Source organism: bacterium, assembly GCA_004322275.1.
Taxonomy (GTDB): Bacteria; Desulfobacterota; Deferrisomatia; order Deferrisomatales; family BM512; genus SCTA01.
In genome coordinates this window covers 37,761-58,176 of the sequence record SCTA01000040.1, presented here as the reverse complement: position 1 = coordinate 58,176, position 20,416 = coordinate 37,761, and the positions used below count along the sequence as shown (strand labels likewise).

Below are 20,416 nucleotides of genomic sequence, written 5' to 3'. Positions count from 1 at the left end.
TTTTAAATGAATCCTGAAAAAGTTCTGGTGGTGGACGACAATGTCGATAACGCCGATCTCCTTGCGGAGCACCTCAAATCCGTCGGTTACGAAGTCGAGGTGGCCCACGACGGCGTAGAGGCTCTGGAGAAGGTAGAATCGTTCAACCCCGATCTCGTCGTCCTCGACGTCGTCATGCCGAGAATGGACGGCTTCGAGGTCTGCAGGCGCATAAAATCCAATCCCGCTACAAACTCCATTCCCGTAATTCTCCTTACCTCCAAGGCCGACGTTCCCGACAAGGAAAAAGGGCTCGGCATCGGCGCGGACGACTACATGACCAAGCCCTTCAACCCCCGGGAGCTTGCGGCGAGAGTGAGGATGCTCATAAAGCGCAGGCAGGGCGAGGCCAAGCGCGTCGTGAGGGAAAAGATGGGCGCCCTCGGGCTGATGGCGGAGGGAGTCGCCCACGAGGTCAGAAACCCGATGGTGGCCATCGGCGGCTTCGCGCGGCGAATCCACATGGCGCTTCCGCCCACCGATCCCCTGCGCGAGTACACCACCCACATCATTCAGGAGGTCGAGAGGCTGGAGAACATGGTCAACGCCATCGTCTCCTTCAAGACCCTGATCGCGGAGCCAAGAACCCCGATAAATCTCGTGGACGTGGCGAAATGGGCGATAGAGGGGAAAAAAGAACAGCTTGAAAAGGCGAAGGTGAAGGCTACGGTCGAAGCCGGAAAAGGGGAGACGGTCATTTTCGGCGACGGCAAGAACCTCAAGCTGGCCCTGGAAGCCCTCATAGAGAACTCCGTAGAGGCGATGGACCACGGCGGAGAGATCAAAATTGAGATAGACCCCTCCCGGAAAGACAAAATACTGATCAACGTCTCCGACAACGGGCGCGGCATAGCCCCCAACGACCTAGACCACGTCTTCGACCCCTTCTTCACCTCCAAGATGTCCGGTGCGGGGATGGGCCTTACCATGGTTCACCGCATCGTGGGCCACCACCAGGGGGAGGTCTACATCCGCAGCGAGCTGGGCAAGGGCACGGTCGTAACCATCGAACTTCCCAGGGGCATGACTTGCGAGATATGAGGGGAGACGCAAAGTCTCCCGACAATCTTCTGGATTTTTTCCTCAATTACCTCATCGTCGAGCGCTCGCTTTCAAAAAACACCGTGGACGCCTACGCCCGCGACCTGCGGGCTTTCTTCACCGCGCTCAAAAAGAGCGGAAACATCCCGCCGGAGAAGGCTCAGGCCAGAGACGTGATGGACTTTCTCAAATCCGAGAGCCTGCGCGGTATTGAACCCCGGTCGATGGCCCGCAGGATGTCGGCCCTTCGCACCTTCTACAAGGTTCTCATACGCGAGGGGATTACGGACAAAAGCCCGATGGAAAGGCTCGAATCCCTCCGCCAGTGGCGCTCCCTCCCCAAGACCCTGACGCGGGAACAGGCCGAGGCGCTTGTGGAGAGCCCCGAGGGGAGTACTCCGAAGGGGCTTCGGGACAGGGCGATGCTGGAGCTCCTCTACGGCGCCGGCCTCAGGGTATCGGAAATATGCTCGCTTAGGATAGCGGGGGTGGAGCTGAACGCCGGCTTTATCAGAACTATGGGCAAAGGCTCCAAGGAGAGGGTAGTCCCGATAGGCAAGAGGGCCAAGGAAGCGATAGAGCTTTACCTCGCGGGGGGAAGGCCCGCTTTCGCCAAGGGAAAGAGGGCGACCGACGTACTCTTCCTTAACAGGTTCGGCAAGGCCATCTCTCGGCAGAGCGCCTGGAAGCTGGTGAAGGAAGGGTGCCGGAGGGCCGGGATCCCCGGCGACACCAGCCCCCACACCCTGCGCCACTCCTTCGCCTCCCACCTTCTGGAGGGCGGGGCGGATCTTCGCAGCCTCCAGATGATGCTCGGCCACGCCGACCTCTCGACCACCCAGATTTACACCCACCTTTCGCGCGACCACCTGCGCACTATGGTAAAAAAGCACCATCCGAGGGGAGGGTAGTTTGGAAGTCATAACTACCCACGTAAACTCGGATTTCGACGCGCTCGGGTCTATGGTCGCGGCCAAAAAGCTCTACCCGGAGGCGCTTCTCTCCTTTCCCGGCTCGCAGGAAAAGAGCCTAAGGAATTTCTTTCTCGCCTCCTCGATCTACGCCGCCGGGTTTGAATCCGCCAAACGCATCGACCTTGGTAAAATCACCCGGCTGATCATCGTTGACGTGGGAGACCCCGGCCGCATCGGAAAATTCGCGGAGCTTCTGGGCAAGAAAGGCGTCGAGGTCCACCTCTACGACCACCACCCGGAAGGGAGCGAGGTCATCAGGGCCGATTTTGGCAAGGTCGAAATGGTCGGCGCTACGACGACACTGATGGTGGAGCTCCTGCTGGAGAAAAAAATCCCCATAGAGCCCGCCGAGGCGACGGTAATGCTTCTCGGAATCTTCGAGGACACCGGAAAGCTGACCTTTTCAGCCACGACGCCGAGGGATTTTTACGCGGCGGGAAAACTTCTGGAGATGGGCGCCGATCTTTCGGCGGTGACGGGATTTCTGGAGCCGGAGATGACCGCCGAGGAGGTCGCCCTGCTGGACGACCTTCTAAAAAGCATGGTTACGCGCGCCTTTAACGGCGTGAAGGTGACTACCGCCGTCGCCTCCGTTTCTCATTATCTCGGGGACGTGGCGGCGCTCGCTCACAAGATCTGCGAGATAGAGAACATCGACGTGCTGATTATGAGCGTCTCCATGGAAGGCAGGGTGATACTCGTGGCCAGAAGCCGCCTGCCGGAGGCAGACGTATCCATAATTGCGAAACACTTCGGGGGGGGAGGCCACCGCGAGGCCGCTTCGGCTGCTATCCGCGACCTCACCCCCATTCAGGTCGAGGAAGAGCTTGAAAAAATCCTTCCCTTCTTCGTAAAGCCGAAGATAACCGCCCGCGACATCCTTTCCTCACCCGTTAAGACCGTGGACGTAAAGGCCACCCTTGAGGGCGTCAGGGAATCGCTGAACAGGTACCACGTAAACGCCATGCCGGTGCTGAAAGAGGGAAAAATAGCCGGAATTATCACGAGAATGGTGGTGGAGCGCGCGATAGCCCACGGACTTTCGGGAGCGCCCGCCGAGGAGTACATGACCTCGGAATTCTCCACCGTCTCGCCCGATACCGGCTTCGACACCCTCCGCGCCCTCATCGTGGACAAGCGCCTCCGGTTCCTGCCCGTGGTCGAGGAGGAGACTCTCATCGGCGCGATAACCAGAACCGATATCCTCGAAGTCCTCACCCGCGACGAGCGCATGGAGCCCCTCAGCCCGCCGAAAAGTTCGACCGTGCGGTCCGCCAAAAGGGCTATGGAGGAGCTGCTGACCCCGGACGTCTTTGGAAAACTCAAGGCCCTCGGCGAGCTGGCGGTTTCGGAGGGGATGCAGGCCTATCTTGTCGGCGGGCTGGTGCGCGACCTTCTACTTCACAGGAAAAACCTCGACGTAGACATAGTCGTCGAGGGCGACGCCATCGCCCTCGCGAAAAAGGCCGCCGGACTCTGGGGCGCGAAAGTCCGCGAACACCGCCCCTTCTCCACCGCCAAGATGACCTTCAAAGACGGTTTTTCCATCGATTTCGCCACCGCGAGGACCGAGTACTACAAACGCCCCGCCGCCCTCCCCACCGTGGAGGAATCGAGTCTCAAGCTCGACCTCTACCGCAGGGACTTCACCATAAACACCATCGCCGTCAGACTGGAGCCCTCGCGTTTCGGCGACGTGATAGATTTTTTCGGCGGACTTCGCGACCTCAAGGAGGGGACGGTCCGTATACTCCACAACCTCTCCTTCGTGGACGACCCAACAAGAATCCTTCGGGCCCTGAGATTTTCGGAGCGCTTCGGCTTCCGCCTCGGGACGCAGACCGAAAAGCTGCTGAAGAGCGCGGTAAGCGGCGGCTTTCTTTCCCGTTCGCGCGGCAGGAGGCTCTTTAGGGAGTGGCGGAGCCTCCTTGAGGAAGTGGAGCCCATGAAGGGGCTGAACGTCCTGAATAAATACGGCTGCCTTCAGAGCTTTCACCCCAGGATTGTTCTGAACGACAAGGCGCTCCAGAAACTTTCGGCGGTGGACGAGGTCGTATCGTGGTTCTCGCTCCTCTTCCTCGAAAGGAAGGTGGAGGCGTGGAAACTCGTAATGCTCGCGCTGCTCGAACCGCTGGACGACGCCGAGCTGGACACCTTTCTGAGGGAGTTCAACATAGAAAACGCCGAGGGAGAGGAACTTAAAAAAGTGTGGAAGGAAGGAAACGCGCTTTTGCTGGCCCTTCGCACCTCGAAATCCGGCGATTTCATACCGGATTCAAGGATTTACGGGATTTGCAGCGCTTACGGAGATATCACTCTTCTGTGGGCGATGGCGAAGACGCGCGACGAGTCCAAGCGAAAGGCGCTCAGCAGGTATTACACGCGCCTCGTGAACGCAAAAACACTGCTCGGAGGCAAGGACCTCGGAAAGATGGGGGTTCCTCCCGGCCCCGACTACAAAAAATTGCTCTCGGAGCTTCTCGGCGCACGCCTCGACGGAGCAATTTCGACGAGGGAAGAAGAGATCGCCTGGGTGAAAAAGAGACTCGCCAGTCACAATTAGTGTCCCGTATCCCGCTCCCCTGTTGCAATTCATGGTGCGCCGGGGTTACAAAGGGGTTGACTGGATTTTCACGGGTGTTAGGATAAAGAAGGTATCTTTTTACTCTGACGGAGACCCTTATGAAATATACGGTGCTTGTTGTAGACGACGAAAAGAGCATCCGTGCCCTTTACCAGATGGAGCTTGAGGAGGAGGGGTACAACGTCCGCTCCGCCGAGACCGGGGCGGAGGCCTTTAAAATTATCAGCGAAGAGCCCGTTCACGTCGTCGTGCTCGATATCAAGCTAAGGCGCGAGAGCGGCCTTCACGTCCTTCAGGAAATATCGAGAAATCACCCGCGCCTTCCGGTCGTGCTTTCCACTGCGTACGGGGCCTACAAGGACGACTGTTCCACTTGGCTTGCCGAGGGCTACGTCGTCAAGTCCACCTCGCTTGACGAACTCAAGGTACAGATAGCCAACGTCCTGAAAAGACACTACGGCGCGGGCGAATCCCACTAACAATCCGGTATTTTCCTTTGCGGGAGAAATTTCATGGGGACGGACAACCTCGTCTTTCTGGAAGTACTCGAATGGTTTGACAATTCGGGCAAAACCGTGGCCCACAGGATTCCCGAAAAGGGCTCCGGCGAGATAAAGTTCGGCGCGCAGCTAACCGTCCGGGAGAGCCAGGCCGCGGTCTTTTACTCCGAGGGAACCGCCTGCGACGCCCTCGGCCCCGGCAGGCACACCCTCACCACCAAAAACCTTCCTGTATTGAACAAGATGCTGGCGATTCCGTGGGGGATGAGAAGTCCCTTCCGCGCCGAAGCCTATTTCGTAAACCTGAAAGATTTCGTGAACCTCGGCTGGGGCACCAGAGACCCCGTGGCCTTTCGGGACAACGAATTGGGGTTAGTTCGCCTCCGCGCTCACGGTGTCTTTAACGTCCAGGTCGTCCAGCCCGTGCTCTTCGTGAACTCCATCGTCGGGACGAAGGCGAGCTATGACATCGCCGATCTTGAAAGCTATCTGGCACAGGTTATAGTCTCGCGCCTGAACGACCTCCTCGGCGAAAAGCTCGACACCCTCCTTAACCTCCCGGCCCTCTACGAGGAGATAGCGGAAGGGCTGCAAAAGCGGTTGGTTGCCGATTTCGCGCGCTACGGCCTTTCGCTGAAGTCTCTTTTCATAAACGCCATAACCCCTCCCGACGAGGTGCAAAAGGCTATAGACGAGCGCACTCGCCTCGGAGCGATCGGGGGAAGACTTGACGACCTCCTGAAGATGAAGATGGCGATGGCGCTTGAAAAAGGCGCTTCGGAGGGGGGCGCTCAGGCCGGAGGGATGGGGATGGGTCTCGGCATGGGCATGGGAATGGTGGTTCCGGGCCTTTTCGGAGGAATGCTTTCCCCGGAAAAGGGCAGAGCCGAAAATATGTCCGTCTGCCCGGACTGCGGAGGGGAGGTGAGCCGTGACGCGCGGTTCTGCTGCCATTGCGGAAGCCAGATAGTGGTGCTGAAAAAGTGCGCCGAGTGCGGGAAAAACATCTCCCCGAGGGCGAAATTCTGCCCTGCGTGCGGGGTTCCCGCCTCCACTCCGATCCATGACAAGGTTTGTACCCACTGCGGTGCGAAAAACCTGATGGAAGCCTCCTTTTGCAACCAGTGCGGACAGTCCCTGGGCTGACGGGAGACTCATAAGTGGCGGAGGAAGAGTCAGGCAATTCCCCCGCTTGGGAAGCAGTCGGGACCTGCCCGCAGTGCGGGGCCAAGGTCGAAGTCGAAGTGGGCGACAGGGTCCTCTCCTGCCGCTACTGTAAAACCAGCCTCTACATAGTTCAGGACGGCCCGCTCGGTTACCGCCTGCCCGTCGTAGACGAGTTTCGAGGGGAGGAGATAATCTACCTGCCCTTCTGGAGGTTGAAGGGCCTCCGCTACAAGGTCTTCAGCGAAACGGGCGAGGTCGAGGCCCATCTTCTCGATTCCACCGCCCCCGCCACCTCCCTCCTGCCTGAGGGGGTGAGTCTGGGCGTGCGCCCCCAGGCCTGGCAGCTCACCCTCACCAACTGGCCCAAAAACACCCCTCAAACCGACATCCCCGTGGAAAAAGCCATCGACGGCAGCGCCGTGGACAAGGTCTTCGGCGTGCGCGTGGACCAGCTCATGTCCCGGCTCATCGGCGAGACCGCCGTAATCGTCCACGCCCCTTTCGCGCTCAGGGAGGAAGGGGAAAAAGTCTGTCTCCGGGAGGCTTTTCCGGACGGGCGGCAGTACTGCCTCACTCAGGGTGAAGCGGGCGCGCTTAAAGAGGCGCTGGGAAAGGCCGGAAACCACGCCCCGATGAGGTTTTTGCCGCTCATCTGCCCCAATTGCGCGGGGGCTCTGCCCCCCGACCACGGCGCGGAGGTGCTTCTGTGCCCGAACTGCGCGAAGGCCTGGTGGACGAGGGGAGAGAAGTTCGGAGAGATGCCCTTTGCCCTTCTCGGCGAACTGGGAGAGGGGCAGAGGCTCTTCCCCTTCTGGCAGCTGGACTTTTCGGCGGAGTCCATAGGGCTCAAGAGCAGGGCTGACCTCGCCCTCTGGGCCACCCCCTACCGGATAACGCCTAAAGAGTGGGGTTCGGACAACTGCTCGGCCCTGATCCCGGGTTTCAAGATAAAATCTAAGATATTCCTGCGCCTCGGAAAGATCGCCACCCTCTTTTTTACCGGCGAACACGGCCCGCCGAGGCCCGAGAAGGGGAAGATAAACGCGGAGCCGGTGAGGCTTTCGCTGAAGGAGGCGGTCGAAGCCCTCCCGGTAATCCTTTCGTCAATGGTTATGGACAAGAAAAACCGGCTGCCGCTGATCGCCACTACGGAGTTCAGGATTCTGCGCGCGCGCCTTTTGTACATTCCCTTCGCGCTGGAGAGGAGGGAGTGGAGGCATCAGCCGAGCGGGCAGGTGATACCGGAAAACGTTCTTATCTACGGAGCCAACCTCTAAGTCCGGCTTCCTCTTTCGGCGAAGGGCGGCGTCGTTTCTCGGGCGCGCTCCTCGCCGTATAAACGGTACTGCTCGTCGCGCGCCCTGCGGACTCCTTGCCCTTCACCGAAATAGTTTGCCGGAAATTACGGCTTGACCCTCGCCGTACGCTTCTTCTTGACAGGCTCTCCGCGCATCGATTTTTTGAACCTGTTTGGCGGCTCTTTCTTCGGAGGGGCTTCTTTCTTCGGAGGGGCTTCCTTCTTCGGAGGGGCTTCCTTCTTCGGAGGGGCTTCCTTCTTCGGAGGAGCCTCTTTCCTCGGAGCGGTTTCTTTACGCGAAGGAGTATCTTTCGCTTGGGGAGCTTCTTTTCTTTTGGCGCCGCCTTTGCGGAGCCGCGCGATCAGCGACTCCATGTCCTGCGGGAGAGGGGCTTCAAAGGAGACTATCCTGCCCTCGGTGGGGTGCTTGAAGGACAGTTTCCAGGCGTGAAGGGCCTGACGATCGAGCAGCACCTCTTCCTCCTCGCCGGGGCTGTAGTGGCGGTCGCCGACCAGCGGATTGCCGATGGCCCGGAACTGGACGCGAATCTGGTTTTTGAGGCCGGTCTCAAGGCGCACCTCAAGAAGCGAAGCGCCGTCGAATTTCTCCAGAACCTTGTAGTGGGTTATCGCTAGTGTGCCGTCGGTTTTCACTACAAGCTGGCGAAAGCCGTTCTTGGTCAGCTTTAGCTGGTGGCGGAGGGTGCCCTCGTCCTTCCTGGGAACGCCGCGCACCACCGCGAGGTAGACGCGCTCGGGGGTGTGCTCCTTAAACTGCTCCACCAGCTTGCCCCAGGCGTTTCTCCCCTTGCCGAAGACGACGAGGCCGGAGGTGAAGCGGTCTATGCGGTGTACGGCCTGCGCCGAGCGTTTCTGGGAGAGGAGGTAATTGTTGATTATCTCTTCGAGGTTCTTCGAGCTCTTTCCGGGAATTGGAACCGTCAGGATGCCCGCCTTCTTGTTGGCCACGAGGATGTCCTTGTCCTCGTAGACCACGGTGAAGGGCGTTCCCTGTATCCTCGACTGCCTCGGGGCGCTCTTTCTTTCACCTTCTCTTTTCAATGTTTCTCTCTCCGGCCCGGAAACTCTATCACTCTCGCGGTTTTTTCCGTTTTTTCCTTACGGGCGGGAGGCTCCTCTTCGGGGGGAGACTCAGTTGCGGCCGGGACTGGGTCGGGTAGACGCTCGATGCGGACGGGAATGCCCTCCATCGAGTAGGGTTCGCCGTTTATCTGCGAGGGTTGCAGTATCCAGGTCATTTCGCGCTCTTCGATAGCCGGGTTGAGGATTAAAAAGCGCATTTTCCGCCATCCCGGTTTTACGTCGGGAGATATCTCCTCGACCCTCGCGAAGAAGGCGAGCTTTTCGTCGATGTACACCCCGATTACGTCGAGGGGTCTTACAATGGTTTCCATGTTATTTCATTCCCGCCATATTGGCGTTTTGGTAACGGGGATCGAAAGTCACTTCGCTTCCGGCCCAGGGCGGAAGGGTGAACTCTTCATCCTCCGCTTCAAGTTCGATTTCGGCGACGACAAGTCCGGCAAGTTCTCCCTCGAAAAGGTCGAGTTCCCATTTTTTGCCGCCGTGTGTAATTATATGCCGCGTTTTCTCGATAACCCTGCTCCCCGCGACGCGAAGTTTAAGCAGGGCGAGGGCTTTTTCACGTTCGATTCCGGTTTCTATCTCCTGCCTCGAAAGGAGCCCCTTGCCCTTGACGGTAAGTATGCCCTTCTGTCCGGTCACGCGGACGCGCACCACCGGGTCGAGGCCGAGATACGCCTGCAGAATCTTTTCCCCTTCTCCCAGAGGGGGAAGTTTCTCCTTCAGGACGAGGAATTTTCTCTCTATCTCCAAAATCAATTACCTCTAAAGGGTATAAGTCCTTCCGCCGGTGCAGCCTTCCGGCGGACGCCGCATTCTACCATTTTACCGGAGCAGGAGAGCGTTTCAATTTCCCCGGAGGAGGCGATTATTAAATTTTTCTCCTGCCGAGGAAGTAGAGGCCGAGGAAATTGACTCCGAAGTGAGCCAGGGTGGGCGCGAGAAGCCCCCCGGTCCTGACGGCGAGCCAGCCGAGTCCGAGTCCCGCTCCGAGGGCCCAGACCGACCAGACCCACATCTTCTTTCTGGGGACCAGGTGGAGGAGGCCGAAGACGAAGGAGGAGCCGTAAAGCCCAAGGTAGGGCAGAAGGACGCCCCTGAAGATAAGTTCTTCGCCGAAGGAGCTGAGGAAGGCCAGCAGCAGGGCGTCCATGGGATGCAAGAGCCCCACGACGGCCCGAAGCATCCGCACGACGGCCTTGCCCCAGTGGGTGAAGCGCATGAAAAGCTCGCCCGTGACGATGAGCGCGCCTCCGGCGGCGAGGCCGAAAAGAATGCTTTCCCTCGGATTTTTGCCGAGGAAGAACTCCTCCCCGCGCGTCGCGCCGTAAAAGACGAGGGGCTTTTTCAGCCAGAAGATCGTCACCAGCGCCAGTATTATCCCGAGGCCGTAGGCGAAAGCCGCCCTGCCCATTGGATTCTCCGCCGGTTCTATGTATTCTGAATTTTCAGTGGTCAAAAGCAGTTTAGCCTTTCAAAATTTGTCTTGGAGGCTGTTGAAAAACGTCGAGAGAAGCCCCGGTTTCAAGGAGACGCGCAGCGAGAAGCGAGGCAGTATAGTTTAATACGCCGAGCTTTGAGCGAGCACGCGACGCAGAAAACGGGGCTCGCAACAGTTTTTCAAAGCCTCCGAAGGGAAAATACCAGATTTACAGGGGGTAAAGCCATGACTGAAAAAAATAACGGCTGTGTCGCCTGCGGTATCTGCTGCGATCTTTATGGGGCGGCGCTCACGGCTTCCCAAAGCGACCTGGAACGATGGCGTAAGGAGGGGCGAGCGGACATCCTCTCGGCGGTGGGCGAGGACGGCGCTCTCTGGGTGAAGAGCGACGGTTCGAGGCAGGAAGCCTGCCCTTTCATCGTGCGCGAAGGACCGGATCGCGCCGTCTGCGGGATACACGACGCGAAGCCGGAAGTTTGCAGGGGTTATCCCACGGTTTACCACAACAAAAAATGCGTGAGGGGCGTGGTTTTCTAGGAGCCCTTGAGCGCGATCCAGCTAGCCTGGCCGTAGGATATTCCGCCGTCGCCGGGGGGTATCAGGCGGTGGTGGTGGACCTTGAGCCCCTCTTTTTCCAGCATGAGCTTTAGCGATTCGGCGAGAATCGAGTTGAAAAAGCAGCCGCCCGTGAGAAAAACGTCATTCAGCCCTTCTCTTTCCGCGACGCTCTTTGCCGCCGTAAAAAAGGTCTTCGCCAGCGCCTCGTGAAAGCTTCTGGCCATCGCGGACTTGTCGCGGTTTTTCAGCGCGTCGTCCAGAAGAGCCTGAAGGAGGGGAGAGGGGTCGATTATAAACTTCGAGCCGTCGGGGGTTATCTTTCCCTCCGGGTAATTTCTCGAAGAGAGCGAGCGCGAAGCGGCGGCTTCCAGTTCCATCGGCCCCTGCGCCGAATAGAGTATCCGCCCCTCAATGCCGAGGGCAATGGCGGCGGCCGAGTCGAAAAGCCTGCCGCAGGAGGAGGTGAGGGGGGAACCCAGCCCCTTTTCCATCATCGCATCCAGAGTCGTCAACTCCTCAGGCGTCTTTCCTCTGAAAATGCCCAGAGGCAGCTCCTTCCAGCCGCTTCCCGCGATAAGGCGAAGGTGCGAGGCCGCCATCCTCCAGGGTTCCAGCGCCGCGCTGTCGCCTCCCGGCTGGGGGACTGGCAGAAGGTGCGCCTTGCGGGAGAAGGAGCCGGGCTTGCCGGTCAGAATCTCTCCCCCCCAGATCGTCCCGTCGTGGCCGTAGCCGACGCCGTCGAGAGCCAGAACCACTCCCTCGCCGGTGAAGGAGTTTTCGGCCATGCACCCCGCCCCGTGCGCCTCGTGGTGCTGGATGCGAAGGAGGGGGATGGACTCTTCGGCTGAGTATTCTTCGGCGAAAGCCGTCGAGCGGTAAGAGGGGTGGAGGTCGCAGGCGGCGAGGACTGGCCTGGCCCGCAGCAGCTCCAGAAGGTGGGTTACTCCCCTTCGGAAGTACTCCTCGGTTTCGAGGTTTTTGAGGTCACCCACATGTGAGCCCACGAAGGCGAGGCCGCCCTGCAGGACCGTCACCGCGCTCATAAGCTCCGCACCCACCGCCAGAACCGTTCCGGGGTTCTTTCCCTTCACAGGAACGGGCCTGGGGGCGTAGCCCCTCGCCCTTCTGACAGCCACAACTCCCAGCGACCCCATATCCTTTAGCACCGAATCGTCCACCGGGTGGATTATCGGGCGGTCGTGGACCAAAAAGAGGTCGGCGACCCCGCCGAGTTTTTCAAGCGCCTCTTTCACAGTGGAGATAAGCGGTTCGTCGCTCCGGTTGCCGCTGGTCATTACCAGCAGGCGGGGCGAACCTTCGTCTTTAAAGAGAAGGTGGTGGAGGGGTGCGTAGGGAAGGAAGAGCCCCACGGTGTTTTGCCCCGGCGCGACGGAGGGGGTGACCGGCGAGGTCTCCCTTGACGGGCAAAGGACAATCGGCGCCCAAGGGCCCGCAAGCTCCCTCTCGGAGCCCTGCGACAGCCTGCCCGCGCTCCTGGCGGTCTTCATGGAGTCCGCCATCACCGCGAAGGGCTTTCCCGGCCGCTTCTTTCTTCGGCGAAGGAGGGTGACGGCGTCTTCGTTCGCCGCGTCGCAGGCGAGGTGGAAACCCCCGATTCCGAGAAGGGCGACTATGCCCCCCGAGGAGAGGATCCTTGCGGCTTCGGCGACCGGTTCAGAATCTATTCTCTCTCCCGAGCCGTCGAGAGCCCAAAGCGATGGGCCGCAGGCGGGGCAGGCGTTGGGCTGCGCGTGAAAGCGCCTACTTTGCGGCGCTTCGTACTCCGTCTCGCACGCCGGGCACATTGTAAAACCCGCCATCGAGGTGTTGGGGCGGTCATAGGGGGTTTTTTCGATAATCGTATAGCGCGGGCCGCAATCGGTGCAGTTGATGAAGGGATAACCGAAGCGCCGGTCCGAGGGGTCGAGAAGTTCCGCCAGACATTTAGGGCAGGTGGCGATGTCCGGGGGGATTATCACCGAGGAGACCGGGTCGGTGCGCGAGGAGACGATTTTAAAGGAGTTTTCGCCGGAAACGGGAGAAATGTTTTCGCACTCTACGCCGAGGATCAGGGCGACGGGGGGAAGTTCGCGTTCAAGGCGGCTGCAGAACTCGTCGAGGACGGCTTTTTTGCCCTGAATCTCGATCTCCACCCCCCGGGTGGTGTTGGCGACCTGCCCCGTCAGCCCGAGGCCGCCCGCGAGCCGGGCCGCGAAGGGGCGGAACCCCACCCCCTGCACGATGCCGGAGACTCTTAAAAATCTTCTCTCAAACGGTTTTTTCACTTCAAATTCCGCGCCGAAAAAGAAAAAAGCCGGAACCAAAGGCTCCGGCTTTCCTACGGCAAAGCCGCAAAGCTCAGGCTTCTTCGATGGCGTTGGAGGGGCACTCTTCAGCGCAGGTGCCGCAATCGACACAGCTGTCCGCGTCGATCAAGTATTTGCCGCCGCTCTCGGAGATTGCGCCCACCGGGCAAGCGTCTACACACTCACCACAGGCCTGACACTTATCGGTTATCTTGTAAGCCATGTTTTTGTCCTCCGGGTTTTGGTTACGAGGCTTCATGCCTCGAGTTTTTTACGAGTGGAAAGAATGGATTAACTGTAATCCGCTGTCAAGAGCTGTTTTATTTTCCGCGTTCCGCCAGTTCTTTCTTTCTTTTCGAGTACTGGTCGTGCGAGAGAAGTTCCTCAGTGCGGGCGCGGCCTTCGGCGGCTCGCTTGGCCGTTTCGGCGCGCTCCTGGAGGAACTTTCTGAAAACGGCTGTCGCGCGGTTGAAGAGGTTTTCGTTTCTCTCCTGAACCGTGGCCAGCCGGTTGGTGTCGAAGATCGCATCGTCCTTCGGATATTCGCTGTAAAGGGTCTTGAAGAGCTCCTCAACCTCGGCGTCGCCGCCGGAGTGGGACAAAAGCTCGCGTAGGTCTTCGCGCCGCGTTTTCCGCTGCTCGTTTACCTTGAAGTCCCGAAGCCCGTCCGCGCCGATGCAGGATTCGGCCGAGGGGCACCACTTGGCGCACCCGAGATCCATCCTGTCGTTGAAGACCCGCTCGCCGCAGCTTCCGCACTTGCGGCGCATCTCGTCCTTGAAAAACTCAACCGGCTTTTTACACTTGGGGCACTCGACGTCGAAGATCGAATCGTAGCCCCACTGCGCGGTATCCTGCCCTGGGCACTTTGCCATTTGCTCTCCTTTTTAAAACTATTACCAATTTAACCATGATTTGGCGCGCGGGGGCGAAAAAATTTTGAGCCGAAATTTTTTTTTCGGCAAGGGTTGACCCGCAAAGCTTCTCCTCCTGTAGGACAAACGCTCATGTCCATATTCCGGAATTCCTACGAAAGATTGAGCCGTACAGCCTCTTGCAACCGGCGGCGCGTAACCTAGACTTCAAATAACCCGCAAAACGATGCGGAAAATGCACCGGTTCCAAAGGGCAAAAGACCAGTGAAGATTAATTTTCGTATTGCATTGCTGTTATCGGCGGCTCTCCTGCTCATCTCCGTTCCTTCCAGGGCGTCGAGCCCCTGCTGCGAATCCGCGGGTTCGGACCATGCGGAAGCGGGAAACACCGCCATCGGCGACAGGTTCCTGATGGGGCTTTCCTACAGCTACTCTCTGATGGAGGGGTACCGCGAGGGGGCCGAAAGCCTTTCCATCGGCGACATCCGCGAAAAGACCGATTACACGGTCATACCGGTCGATATGGAGATGGAAAGGTACACCCTTTCGGCGGGCTACAAGCCGAACCCGCGCACCCCGGTATCCGTCGCCGTTCCCTACGTCCGCTACACGATGGCTATGTCTCTTGACCGCGGTCCCGGACTGGGCTGGGAAGAGACGGAGATGGACCCGGTATCGGGCCTCGGGGATATCGTCCTTCGCTCCGGTTACGTTATTTCTCCTCCTTCCGAAACGGATAACGGCTCCCTGACCGTGGGCGCGGGCGTCAAAACTCCCTCGGGCGATTACAGGAAGAAGGGTTCCTCGGGGAATTTCATCCACGCCCACATGCAGCCCGGCTCCGGCTCTTGGGACCCTCTGGCGTTTATCGCCTACGGGAGGGAGGGGGAGAAAGTCTCCTTCGACCTTTCGGCTTCCTACCAGTACGCAACCCGGAATCCCGAGGGTTACCGCTTCGGCAGCGTCGCCTCCCTCAAGGCCACGGGCAGGTATTACCCGCTGAGGCGGCTGGGAATCTCCGGAGGGCTGGAATTTCTGGACGTTGGAAAAGCCAGCGACCGGGACGGCAAGTACACCAACCCGGCGAGCCTTATCGACGATACGGCCAACACCGGCGGCGACGCCCTTTGGGGCTCGGCCGGACTGGAACTGAGTCCGCCAGGCAGCGCGAACGTCAGCCTGAAATTCCAGTTTCCGCTTTGGGAGCGCGTGAACGGGATTCAACTCGTTACGAAATACGGGCTTGTTGCGTCATTTTCAGCGAGCTTCTAGGTTAAAGGATAGAGAGTGAAGAGAATTTCGACGAAAACTGCGATTGTCGTGACGGTGCTGGCGGTGACGCTGGCGCTGATGCAGCTTTCCGTCGTCTTTCAACCTCCCGGCAAGGCCGTCAATTCCGGATCTCACTCCGCCGTCTGCATGGGAAACCACGAGCTTTGCGGCTGCGCGCCGGAGCGGGTGGCCGCGAAGACCTGTTGCTGCTACCGGCAGGAGGAGCCCTCCTGCTGCGATTCGGGCCAGCACGAGAGCGATGAAAAATCCGGGCAAGACCGCGACAGTTCGTTGCCCGGCTTTTACGCCGCTCCCTGCGGCGACAGGGCAGGATTTATCGATTCCTCCCAGGGGAAGCCCGATCTTTTCCTGCCGGTGGTTTCACGGGCCGAAACCGGCGAATGGCGGGTTCTGAGCTATTCAACCCATTCGGAAACTCCCGCCGGGCGTTACCCGGAACCTCCCGACCCCCCTCCCAAAGTGGCCTCCCTCGTCTGACAGCTCCCGAAACCGTCTCTAAAGCAAGATAGCACACCCGCAAAGTCGAAGGCCTTGTTGTGCGCCCTTGTTCCGGGCGGTACGGGAAAATCCTCAGGAAACGTAAGAATTTGCTGGATAAAAGGAGAGTTTCGATGAAGAAAATAATTCAGGGAGGTCTGGCCCTGGCTATGGCGCTCTCGTTTATAGGTTGCAGCGGAAGCGGCGGCGGCGACGGTTCCGTGGACAGCTCGATAACCCTCACGAACAGCAGGCAGGGATCGGCCGGCGGGTTTGTGGACATAGACGGCGACGGCGACGAAGACAAGATCGTCGGCGCTCCTTACGCGGAAGCGGCCTCAAAGACCGGAGCGCTTCTGGTTTACACCAGGGAGGGCGAAGGTTACGGCACGAGGCCCTCGATGGTGCTCACCGGCGACGACAATTTCGGCTTTTCCTTCGCCAACGTGGGAGACGTGGACAAAGACGGCATCGACGATTTCGCCGTTTGCGCCCTAAACGGTTCCGGCGACGGAGCCAGCGACCCTTCCCTCAGCGGAAGCGTCTACGTCTACCGGGGAGGGACCGGCGGAGAGCTGATAAAAAAGCTCTCCGGGGAGTATCCGCTTGCCAAGTTCGGCTACGCCATCGCCGGAGGAGATCTGGACGGCGACGGATACTCCGACGTGATTGCGGGGGCTCCCTTCAACACCAGCGACCCGGCGCTCCAGAGCCAGGGGGCGGTTTACCTTTATTTCGGGCCGGATTTGACGCGCACAATTTCGCTGTACGCAACTTCGGCGGTAAAGGGACTGGGATGGTCGGCCGCTTCCGGAGACGTAAACGGCGACGGAACCGATGACCTCCTTATCTCTGCTTCCGGGAAGGTTCTCGGCTTTTACGGCGGTCCCGCCTTCTCCCCCTCGCTTTCGGCTCCCGACGTGACCGTCACCAGCGCCGCCACCGGCTTTGGAAGAACCCTGGCGGTGCTTGGCGATATCGACGGAGACGGCTTCGGCGAGTTCGCTATCGGAGCGCCCAAGGCGGTTGTAAACGATGGCAAGGAAACCGGCTGCCTTTACGTGATAAAGGGAGGAACCGGAACGAGGACGATCGATCTCTCAACGAATCCCTCCGATCTCCTCGCCAAAATCTGCGGAGCAGGTCCCTTCGATCGTTTCGGTTTTGCTATCGCGCTCGCGGGAGATATCGACGAAGACGGCAAGCCCGATTTCGCCGTCAGCGCCCCTCTTTGCAACTGCGCCGGAAAGCCCATGGGCGGAAAGGTCTATTTCTTCAAGGGCAAGGACGTGAATTCCGCCTCCACGCTCTCCTCCGCGACCTCCTTCGACGCAATGATAGAGGGTCAGGGCTACGGCGTCTGTCTCGCTGCAAACGCCGAGGGAAACATCATGATCGGCGGCCCCCTCTCGAACGGCAACACCGGAGGGGTGAGCATGATCGATCCCGCTACCGGAGCCCCGGTCACCGGAGGCAGCAGCGGCGGAGATACGGGCGGAAGCGGCAGTTGTCATTAGGAGGATATCCCCCATCATCCTTTAAGGGAGATTTTGAGATGAGAAAAACCATTTTGAACATAAACGCTTTAATCGCCATCGGGCTTTTCGGGACGGCGCTTTGCGCCGTCGCCGCAGATTACGGCCCGGAAAACTTTTCCGCCGCAGGGCGCATGTACCAGCCCGCCCCGTCGGACCACCTTCCCGGCAAGGACAACGGCCCCGGAACGGGGCTCCACAACGCGGGGGAGGACTGCGGCCTTTGCCACCGCCCCAATGGGAAGGCGCAGAACTACGTCTTTTCAGTTTCGGGCACTTTTTACGAGGACCGCGCCGCCAGAAGGACCGCCGAAGGCGGCGAGATAATCCTTCAGGACATCGGCGGCAACGTCATAAGCATGACCAGCAACAGCGTGGGGAACTTCTGGTCCTACACGTCCTTTGCCAGCAATCCCTACTCCATCGCCAGCCACTCCGGCACGACCGTATTGCTCTATACCGATACGCAGCCGGCGGACCCCGCGGATTCGCGGACCTGGCAGTACAAGGGGTGGGTGAAGAGCGGCGACCAGACGACGCCGATGGTCACGATAGCCCCGGTGGGCGGCGCGACCGACCCGTCCTCCAGGATGAGCTGCAATATGCACCATTCCGCGATGGGGAGCAGGGGCGGCCTTTGGGGCGCCAGAAAGTCCACGCTGGACTCTTACCCGGCGGAGGGGATGAGCTTCAAAAAGCACATCCTGCCGATCTTCGTCTCAAAGTGCGTGCCCTGCCACATTCCGGGGGCCACCATGTCGAGGCTGGTGACGAAATCGGACGTCGAGGACCCTTCAACCTCCATCGACTACAGCAACGGCCAGGATTTCACCACTTACGCGGGCTCCACCGTCTCCTCCGTTGAAAAGAAGGGGATAGCGTACTTCGCTCTGGACTACGCCGCGACCCCGGACGAAAGCCCGCTTCTGACCAAGACCATCGCGGGCCCGGCGGGCGAATTCACCCACGCCGGCGGGTATTTCTGGAGCGCCGAAGACCCCGACTACAGGGCTATCCGCCAGTGGATAGCCGAGGGCGCGCCGGATAATTAAAAAATAACCCGCAAATAAAAAGGGAAGGGGCTGCGGCCTTTGACGCAGCCCCCCGTCCCTCCTCAATCTCCTCCCGCCTGCAAATTATTTTGCGCCGCAATCTTGAATTTATTCTATATTCGTACTGTAACGCTCAAGCGCGCGCAGGGGAGGACCATGAAAAATTTTCACAGGTTCAAAGGTACCGAGAGCTACGTTGTAACCGACGAACTGATGAGCGTCGTGAACGTCGCTCTGGAGCTCGAAAGACCGCTGCTGGTGAAAGGGGAGCCCGGCACCGGCAAGACCCTTCTGGCGCACCACATAGCCCGCGCCCTGGGGCTGCCGATAATTGTCTGGAACGTCAAATCGACCACGAAGGCGAGAGACGGCCTTTACACCTATGACACGGTTTCGCGCCTGAACGACGCCCGCTTCGGCGAGGGCGACGTGCGGGATATCGGCAGGTACATCAAACCCGGCCCCCTCGGAAGGGCTTTTTCGGCCACGGAGCGGACGGTCCTTCTCATCGACGAGATAGACAAGGCCGATATCGAGTTTCCCAACGACCTCCTTTCCGAACTGGACGAGATGAGCTTCGAGGTAATCGAGACCGGGGAGAAGGTCACGGCGAAGCAAAGGCCGGTGACGATAATAACCTCCAACAGCGAAAAGGAGCTTCCCGACGCCTTCCTTCGGAGGTGCGTCTTTCACTTCATAGCTTTTCCCGGCGAAAAAAAGATGCGCGAGATAGTGGAGGTACACCACCCGGGGCTGGAAGAAGGGCTTCTTGAGAGCGCCCTTAAGATATTTTACGGCCTCCGCGAGGTTCCCGGCATAGGAAAACCCCCCTCTACCTCGGAACTCATCGACTGGATACGTGTTCTGCGGGCTTCGGGCACCGGCTTGCCCGTTGATGGCGCGGGAAAACCTGAAAACATCCCCTTTCTCGGGGCTCTGCTCAAGAACCGGGAAGACGCGGAGGCGCTTTCAAGGAAACCGGCGGGAAGGTGAGGAGTTGCTGACAGCCTTTTTCTTCGCCCTTCGCTCCTACGGAGTTAAAGTCACGCCGACCGAGTGGCTTACCCTGCTGGAGGCGCTTAAACGGGGGCTTCACGGCCACACCCTCGACGGCTTTTACGCCCTCTCGCGCTCGCTCCTTGTAAAGAACGTCGAGGATTACGACTCCTTCGACCAGGTCTTCGCCGCCGTCTTCCGTGGAGCTGACGCCGCCACCTATGACCTGGACGACATTCTCCTCTGGCTGAAATCCTCCGCTACGCCGCCTGAACTTGGCCGCGACGAACTCGATTATCTTAGCAGTCTGAGCCCCGGCGAGCTTTGGGGAGCGATGGAGAAGATTCTGCGTGAGCAGAAAGGGGCGACTCACTGCTGCGGCGATCACTTCGTCGGAACGCGGGGAACGAGCCCTTACGGGCAGGACGGCAAGAACCCCGCCGGTGTGACCTTCGACGAGGAGGGGGACGGCGGGGGAGCGCTCCTTAGGGCCGTCAGGAGGGATTACAGGAACCTTCGCGGCGACAGAACCCTCGACACGAGGCGCATCGGCGTCGCCCTCAAGCGCCTTCGGGCGCTGCGGAGCGAGGGGGCGGAAACCCTCTCCATCGACGAGACTATCGACCGCACCGCGAGAGAGGGCGGGGAGATTGAGCTGGTCTTCGGCAGGGAGAGGGAGAACCAGACACGGCTGGTGCTGGCTATGGATACGGGCGGGTCGATGGAGCCCTTCAGGGTGCTTTCGGAGAAGCTCTTCTCGGCCGCCAATTCGATCAACCATTTCAAGGAGTTTCGCCCCTTCTACTTTCACAACTGCATCTATGATAATCTCTACACCGACGTGGAGAAGGGCGAGTTCGTGGAGGTGGAGGACTTTCTTCGGCAGACGAGGGGAGGGGATTACAGGCTCATCGTCGTCGGCGACGCGGTGATGGCCCCCTTCGAGCTTATGATTCCCAACGGTTTTATGGAGAGAAAGCGCGTCTCGATGATAAAGGGGATAGACCGGCTGAAAAGCCTCGCGAGGGCTTTCCCCAAGCGCGCGTGGCTAAATCCCGTCGCGGAAGCCGAGTGGGCCGGACACAGAACCATCGAGACCATCGGCAGAATCTTTCCCATGTATCCGCTTACCGTGTCCGGCATCGACAGCGCCGTGCGCGCACTGGTTTAACGGTGG

General features: G+C 59.5%; 20 protein-coding genes. 13 read left to right on the top strand and 7 right to left on the bottom strand.

Features of this window, described 5'->3' with window-relative positions:
- Positions 1-6: 6 nt before the first annotated feature.
- The 6 genes from EPN96_11970 to EPN96_11945 all read left to right on the top strand — a co-directional run bounded on the left by EPN96_11970 (position 7) and on the right by EPN96_11945 (position 7,582).
- Entirely contained in the window at positions 7-1,080 is a 1,074-nt protein-coding gene (locus EPN96_11970; GenBank protein ID TAL15688.1) for a response regulator, read from the top strand.
- Positions 1,077-1,991, top strand: coding sequence for a site-specific tyrosine recombinase XerD (gene xerD / locus EPN96_11965; protein ID TAL15687.1), 915 nt, complete (start codon positions 1,077-1,079; stop codon positions 1,989-1,991). Before EPN96_11970 ends, xerD begins: the two co-directional genes overlap by 4 nt.
- Position 1,992: 1 nt before the next feature.
- Positions 1,993-4,617, top strand: coding sequence for a CBS domain-containing protein (locus EPN96_11960; protein TAL15686.1), 2,625 nt, complete (start codon positions 1,993-1,995; stop codon positions 4,615-4,617).
- Positions 4,618-4,736: 119 nt separating this feature from the next.
- A complete protein-coding gene (locus EPN96_11955) occupies positions 4,737-5,117 on the top strand; it encodes a response regulator (GenBank protein TAL15685.1) in 381 nt (126 codons plus the stop codon).
- Between the two features lie 33 nt (positions 5,118-5,150).
- Positions 5,151-6,284: an SPFH domain-containing protein gene (locus tag EPN96_11950; GenBank protein TAL15684.1), complete on the top strand. Its 1,134-nt coding sequence runs from the start codon at positions 5,151-5,153 to the stop codon at positions 6,282-6,284.
- A 14-nt stretch (positions 6,285-6,298) separates the two neighbouring features.
- A complete protein-coding gene (locus EPN96_11945; protein TAL15683.1) occupies positions 6,299-7,582 on the top strand; it encodes a hypothetical protein in 1,284 nt (427 codons plus the stop codon).
- Positions 7,583-7,707: 125 nt separating this feature from the next.
- Here EPN96_11945 and EPN96_11940 read toward each other — a convergent pair whose 3' ends face one another.
- The 4 genes from EPN96_11940 to EPN96_11925 form a co-directional block, all read right to left on the bottom strand.
- Complete coding sequence (locus tag EPN96_11940) at positions 7,708-8,664, bottom strand: RluA family pseudouridine synthase (protein TAL15682.1); 957 nt, start codon at positions 8,662-8,664, stop codon at positions 7,708-7,710.
- Positions 8,661-9,017, bottom strand: coding sequence for a hypothetical protein (locus tag EPN96_11935; protein TAL15681.1), 357 nt, complete (start codon positions 9,015-9,017; stop codon positions 8,661-8,663). Before EPN96_11935 ends, EPN96_11940 begins: the two co-directional genes overlap by 4 nt.
- A 1-nt stretch (position 9,018) precedes the next feature.
- Positions 9,019-9,465, bottom strand: coding sequence for a CYTH domain-containing protein (locus EPN96_11930; GenBank protein ID TAL15680.1), 447 nt, complete (start codon positions 9,463-9,465; stop codon positions 9,019-9,021).
- Positions 9,466-9,577: 112 nt separating this feature from the next.
- Complete coding sequence (locus EPN96_11925) at positions 9,578-10,120, bottom strand: CPBP family intramembrane metalloprotease (GenBank protein TAL15679.1); 543 nt, start codon at positions 10,118-10,120, stop codon at positions 9,578-9,580.
- A gap of 252 nt (positions 10,121-10,372) precedes the next feature.
- Here EPN96_11925 and EPN96_11920 point away from each other — a divergent pair, with 252 nt between their 5' ends.
- Positions 10,373-10,684: a YkgJ family cysteine cluster protein gene (locus tag EPN96_11920; protein ID TAL15678.1), complete on the top strand. Its 312-nt coding sequence runs from the start codon at positions 10,373-10,375 to the stop codon at positions 10,682-10,684.
- Here EPN96_11920 and hypF read toward each other — a convergent pair.
- The 3 genes from hypF to EPN96_11905 all read right to left on the bottom strand — a co-directional run bounded on the left by hypF (position 10,681) and on the right by EPN96_11905 (position 13,886).
- Positions 10,681-13,122 carry a carbamoyltransferase HypF gene (gene hypF / locus EPN96_11915; protein ID TAL15677.1) on the bottom strand — a complete coding sequence of 814 codons (2,442 nt, stop codon included), beginning with the start codon at positions 13,120-13,122 and terminating at the stop codon, positions 10,681-10,683. The two genes, EPN96_11920 and hypF, sit on opposite strands and share 4 nt — an antisense overlap.
- Entirely contained in the window at positions 13,064-13,234 is a 171-nt protein-coding gene (locus EPN96_11910; GenBank protein TAL15676.1) for a 4Fe-4S dicluster domain-containing protein, read from the bottom strand. Before EPN96_11910 ends, hypF begins: the two co-directional genes overlap by 59 nt.
- Positions 13,235-13,331: 97 nt before the next feature.
- Positions 13,332-13,886, bottom strand: a complete 555-nt coding sequence (locus EPN96_11905) for a hypothetical protein (GenBank protein TAL15675.1) — start codon at positions 13,884-13,886, stop codon at positions 13,332-13,334.
- A 264-nt stretch (positions 13,887-14,150) separates the two neighbouring features.
- Between EPN96_11905 and EPN96_11900 the strand changes: the two genes are divergently transcribed.
- The 6 genes from EPN96_11900 to EPN96_11875 all read left to right on the top strand — a co-directional run bounded on the left by EPN96_11900 (position 14,151) and on the right by EPN96_11875 (position 20,410).
- The gene (locus tag EPN96_11900) at positions 14,151-15,158 is read left to right on the top strand and encodes a hypothetical protein (GenBank protein ID TAL15674.1); all 1,008 of its coding nucleotides are present in this window, start codon (positions 14,151-14,153) and stop codon (positions 15,156-15,158) included.
- Positions 15,159-15,173: 15 nt separating this feature from the next.
- Positions 15,174-15,656 carry a hypothetical protein gene (locus EPN96_11895; GenBank protein TAL15673.1) on the top strand — a complete coding sequence of 161 codons (483 nt, stop codon included), beginning with the start codon at positions 15,174-15,176 and terminating at the stop codon, positions 15,654-15,656.
- A gap of 134 nt (positions 15,657-15,790) precedes the next feature.
- A complete protein-coding gene (locus tag EPN96_11890) occupies positions 15,791-17,173 on the top strand; it encodes a hypothetical protein (GenBank protein TAL15672.1) in 1,383 nt (460 codons plus the stop codon).
- A gap of 38 nt (positions 17,174-17,211) precedes the next feature.
- Complete coding sequence (locus EPN96_11885; protein TAL15671.1) at positions 17,212-18,243, top strand: hypothetical protein; 1,032 nt, start codon at positions 17,212-17,214, stop codon at positions 18,241-18,243.
- A 156-nt stretch (positions 18,244-18,399) separates the two neighbouring features.
- Positions 18,400-19,236 (top strand): MoxR family ATPase, encoded by an 837-nt coding sequence (locus tag EPN96_11880; GenBank protein ID TAL15670.1) that lies wholly within the window; start codon positions 18,400-18,402, stop codon positions 19,234-19,236.
- Positions 19,237-19,240: 4 nt separating this feature from the next.
- Positions 19,241-20,410, top strand: a complete 1,170-nt coding sequence (locus EPN96_11875) for a VWA containing CoxE family protein (protein ID TAL15669.1) — start codon at positions 19,241-19,243, stop codon at positions 20,408-20,410.
- Positions 20,411-20,416 lie beyond the last annotated feature (6 nt).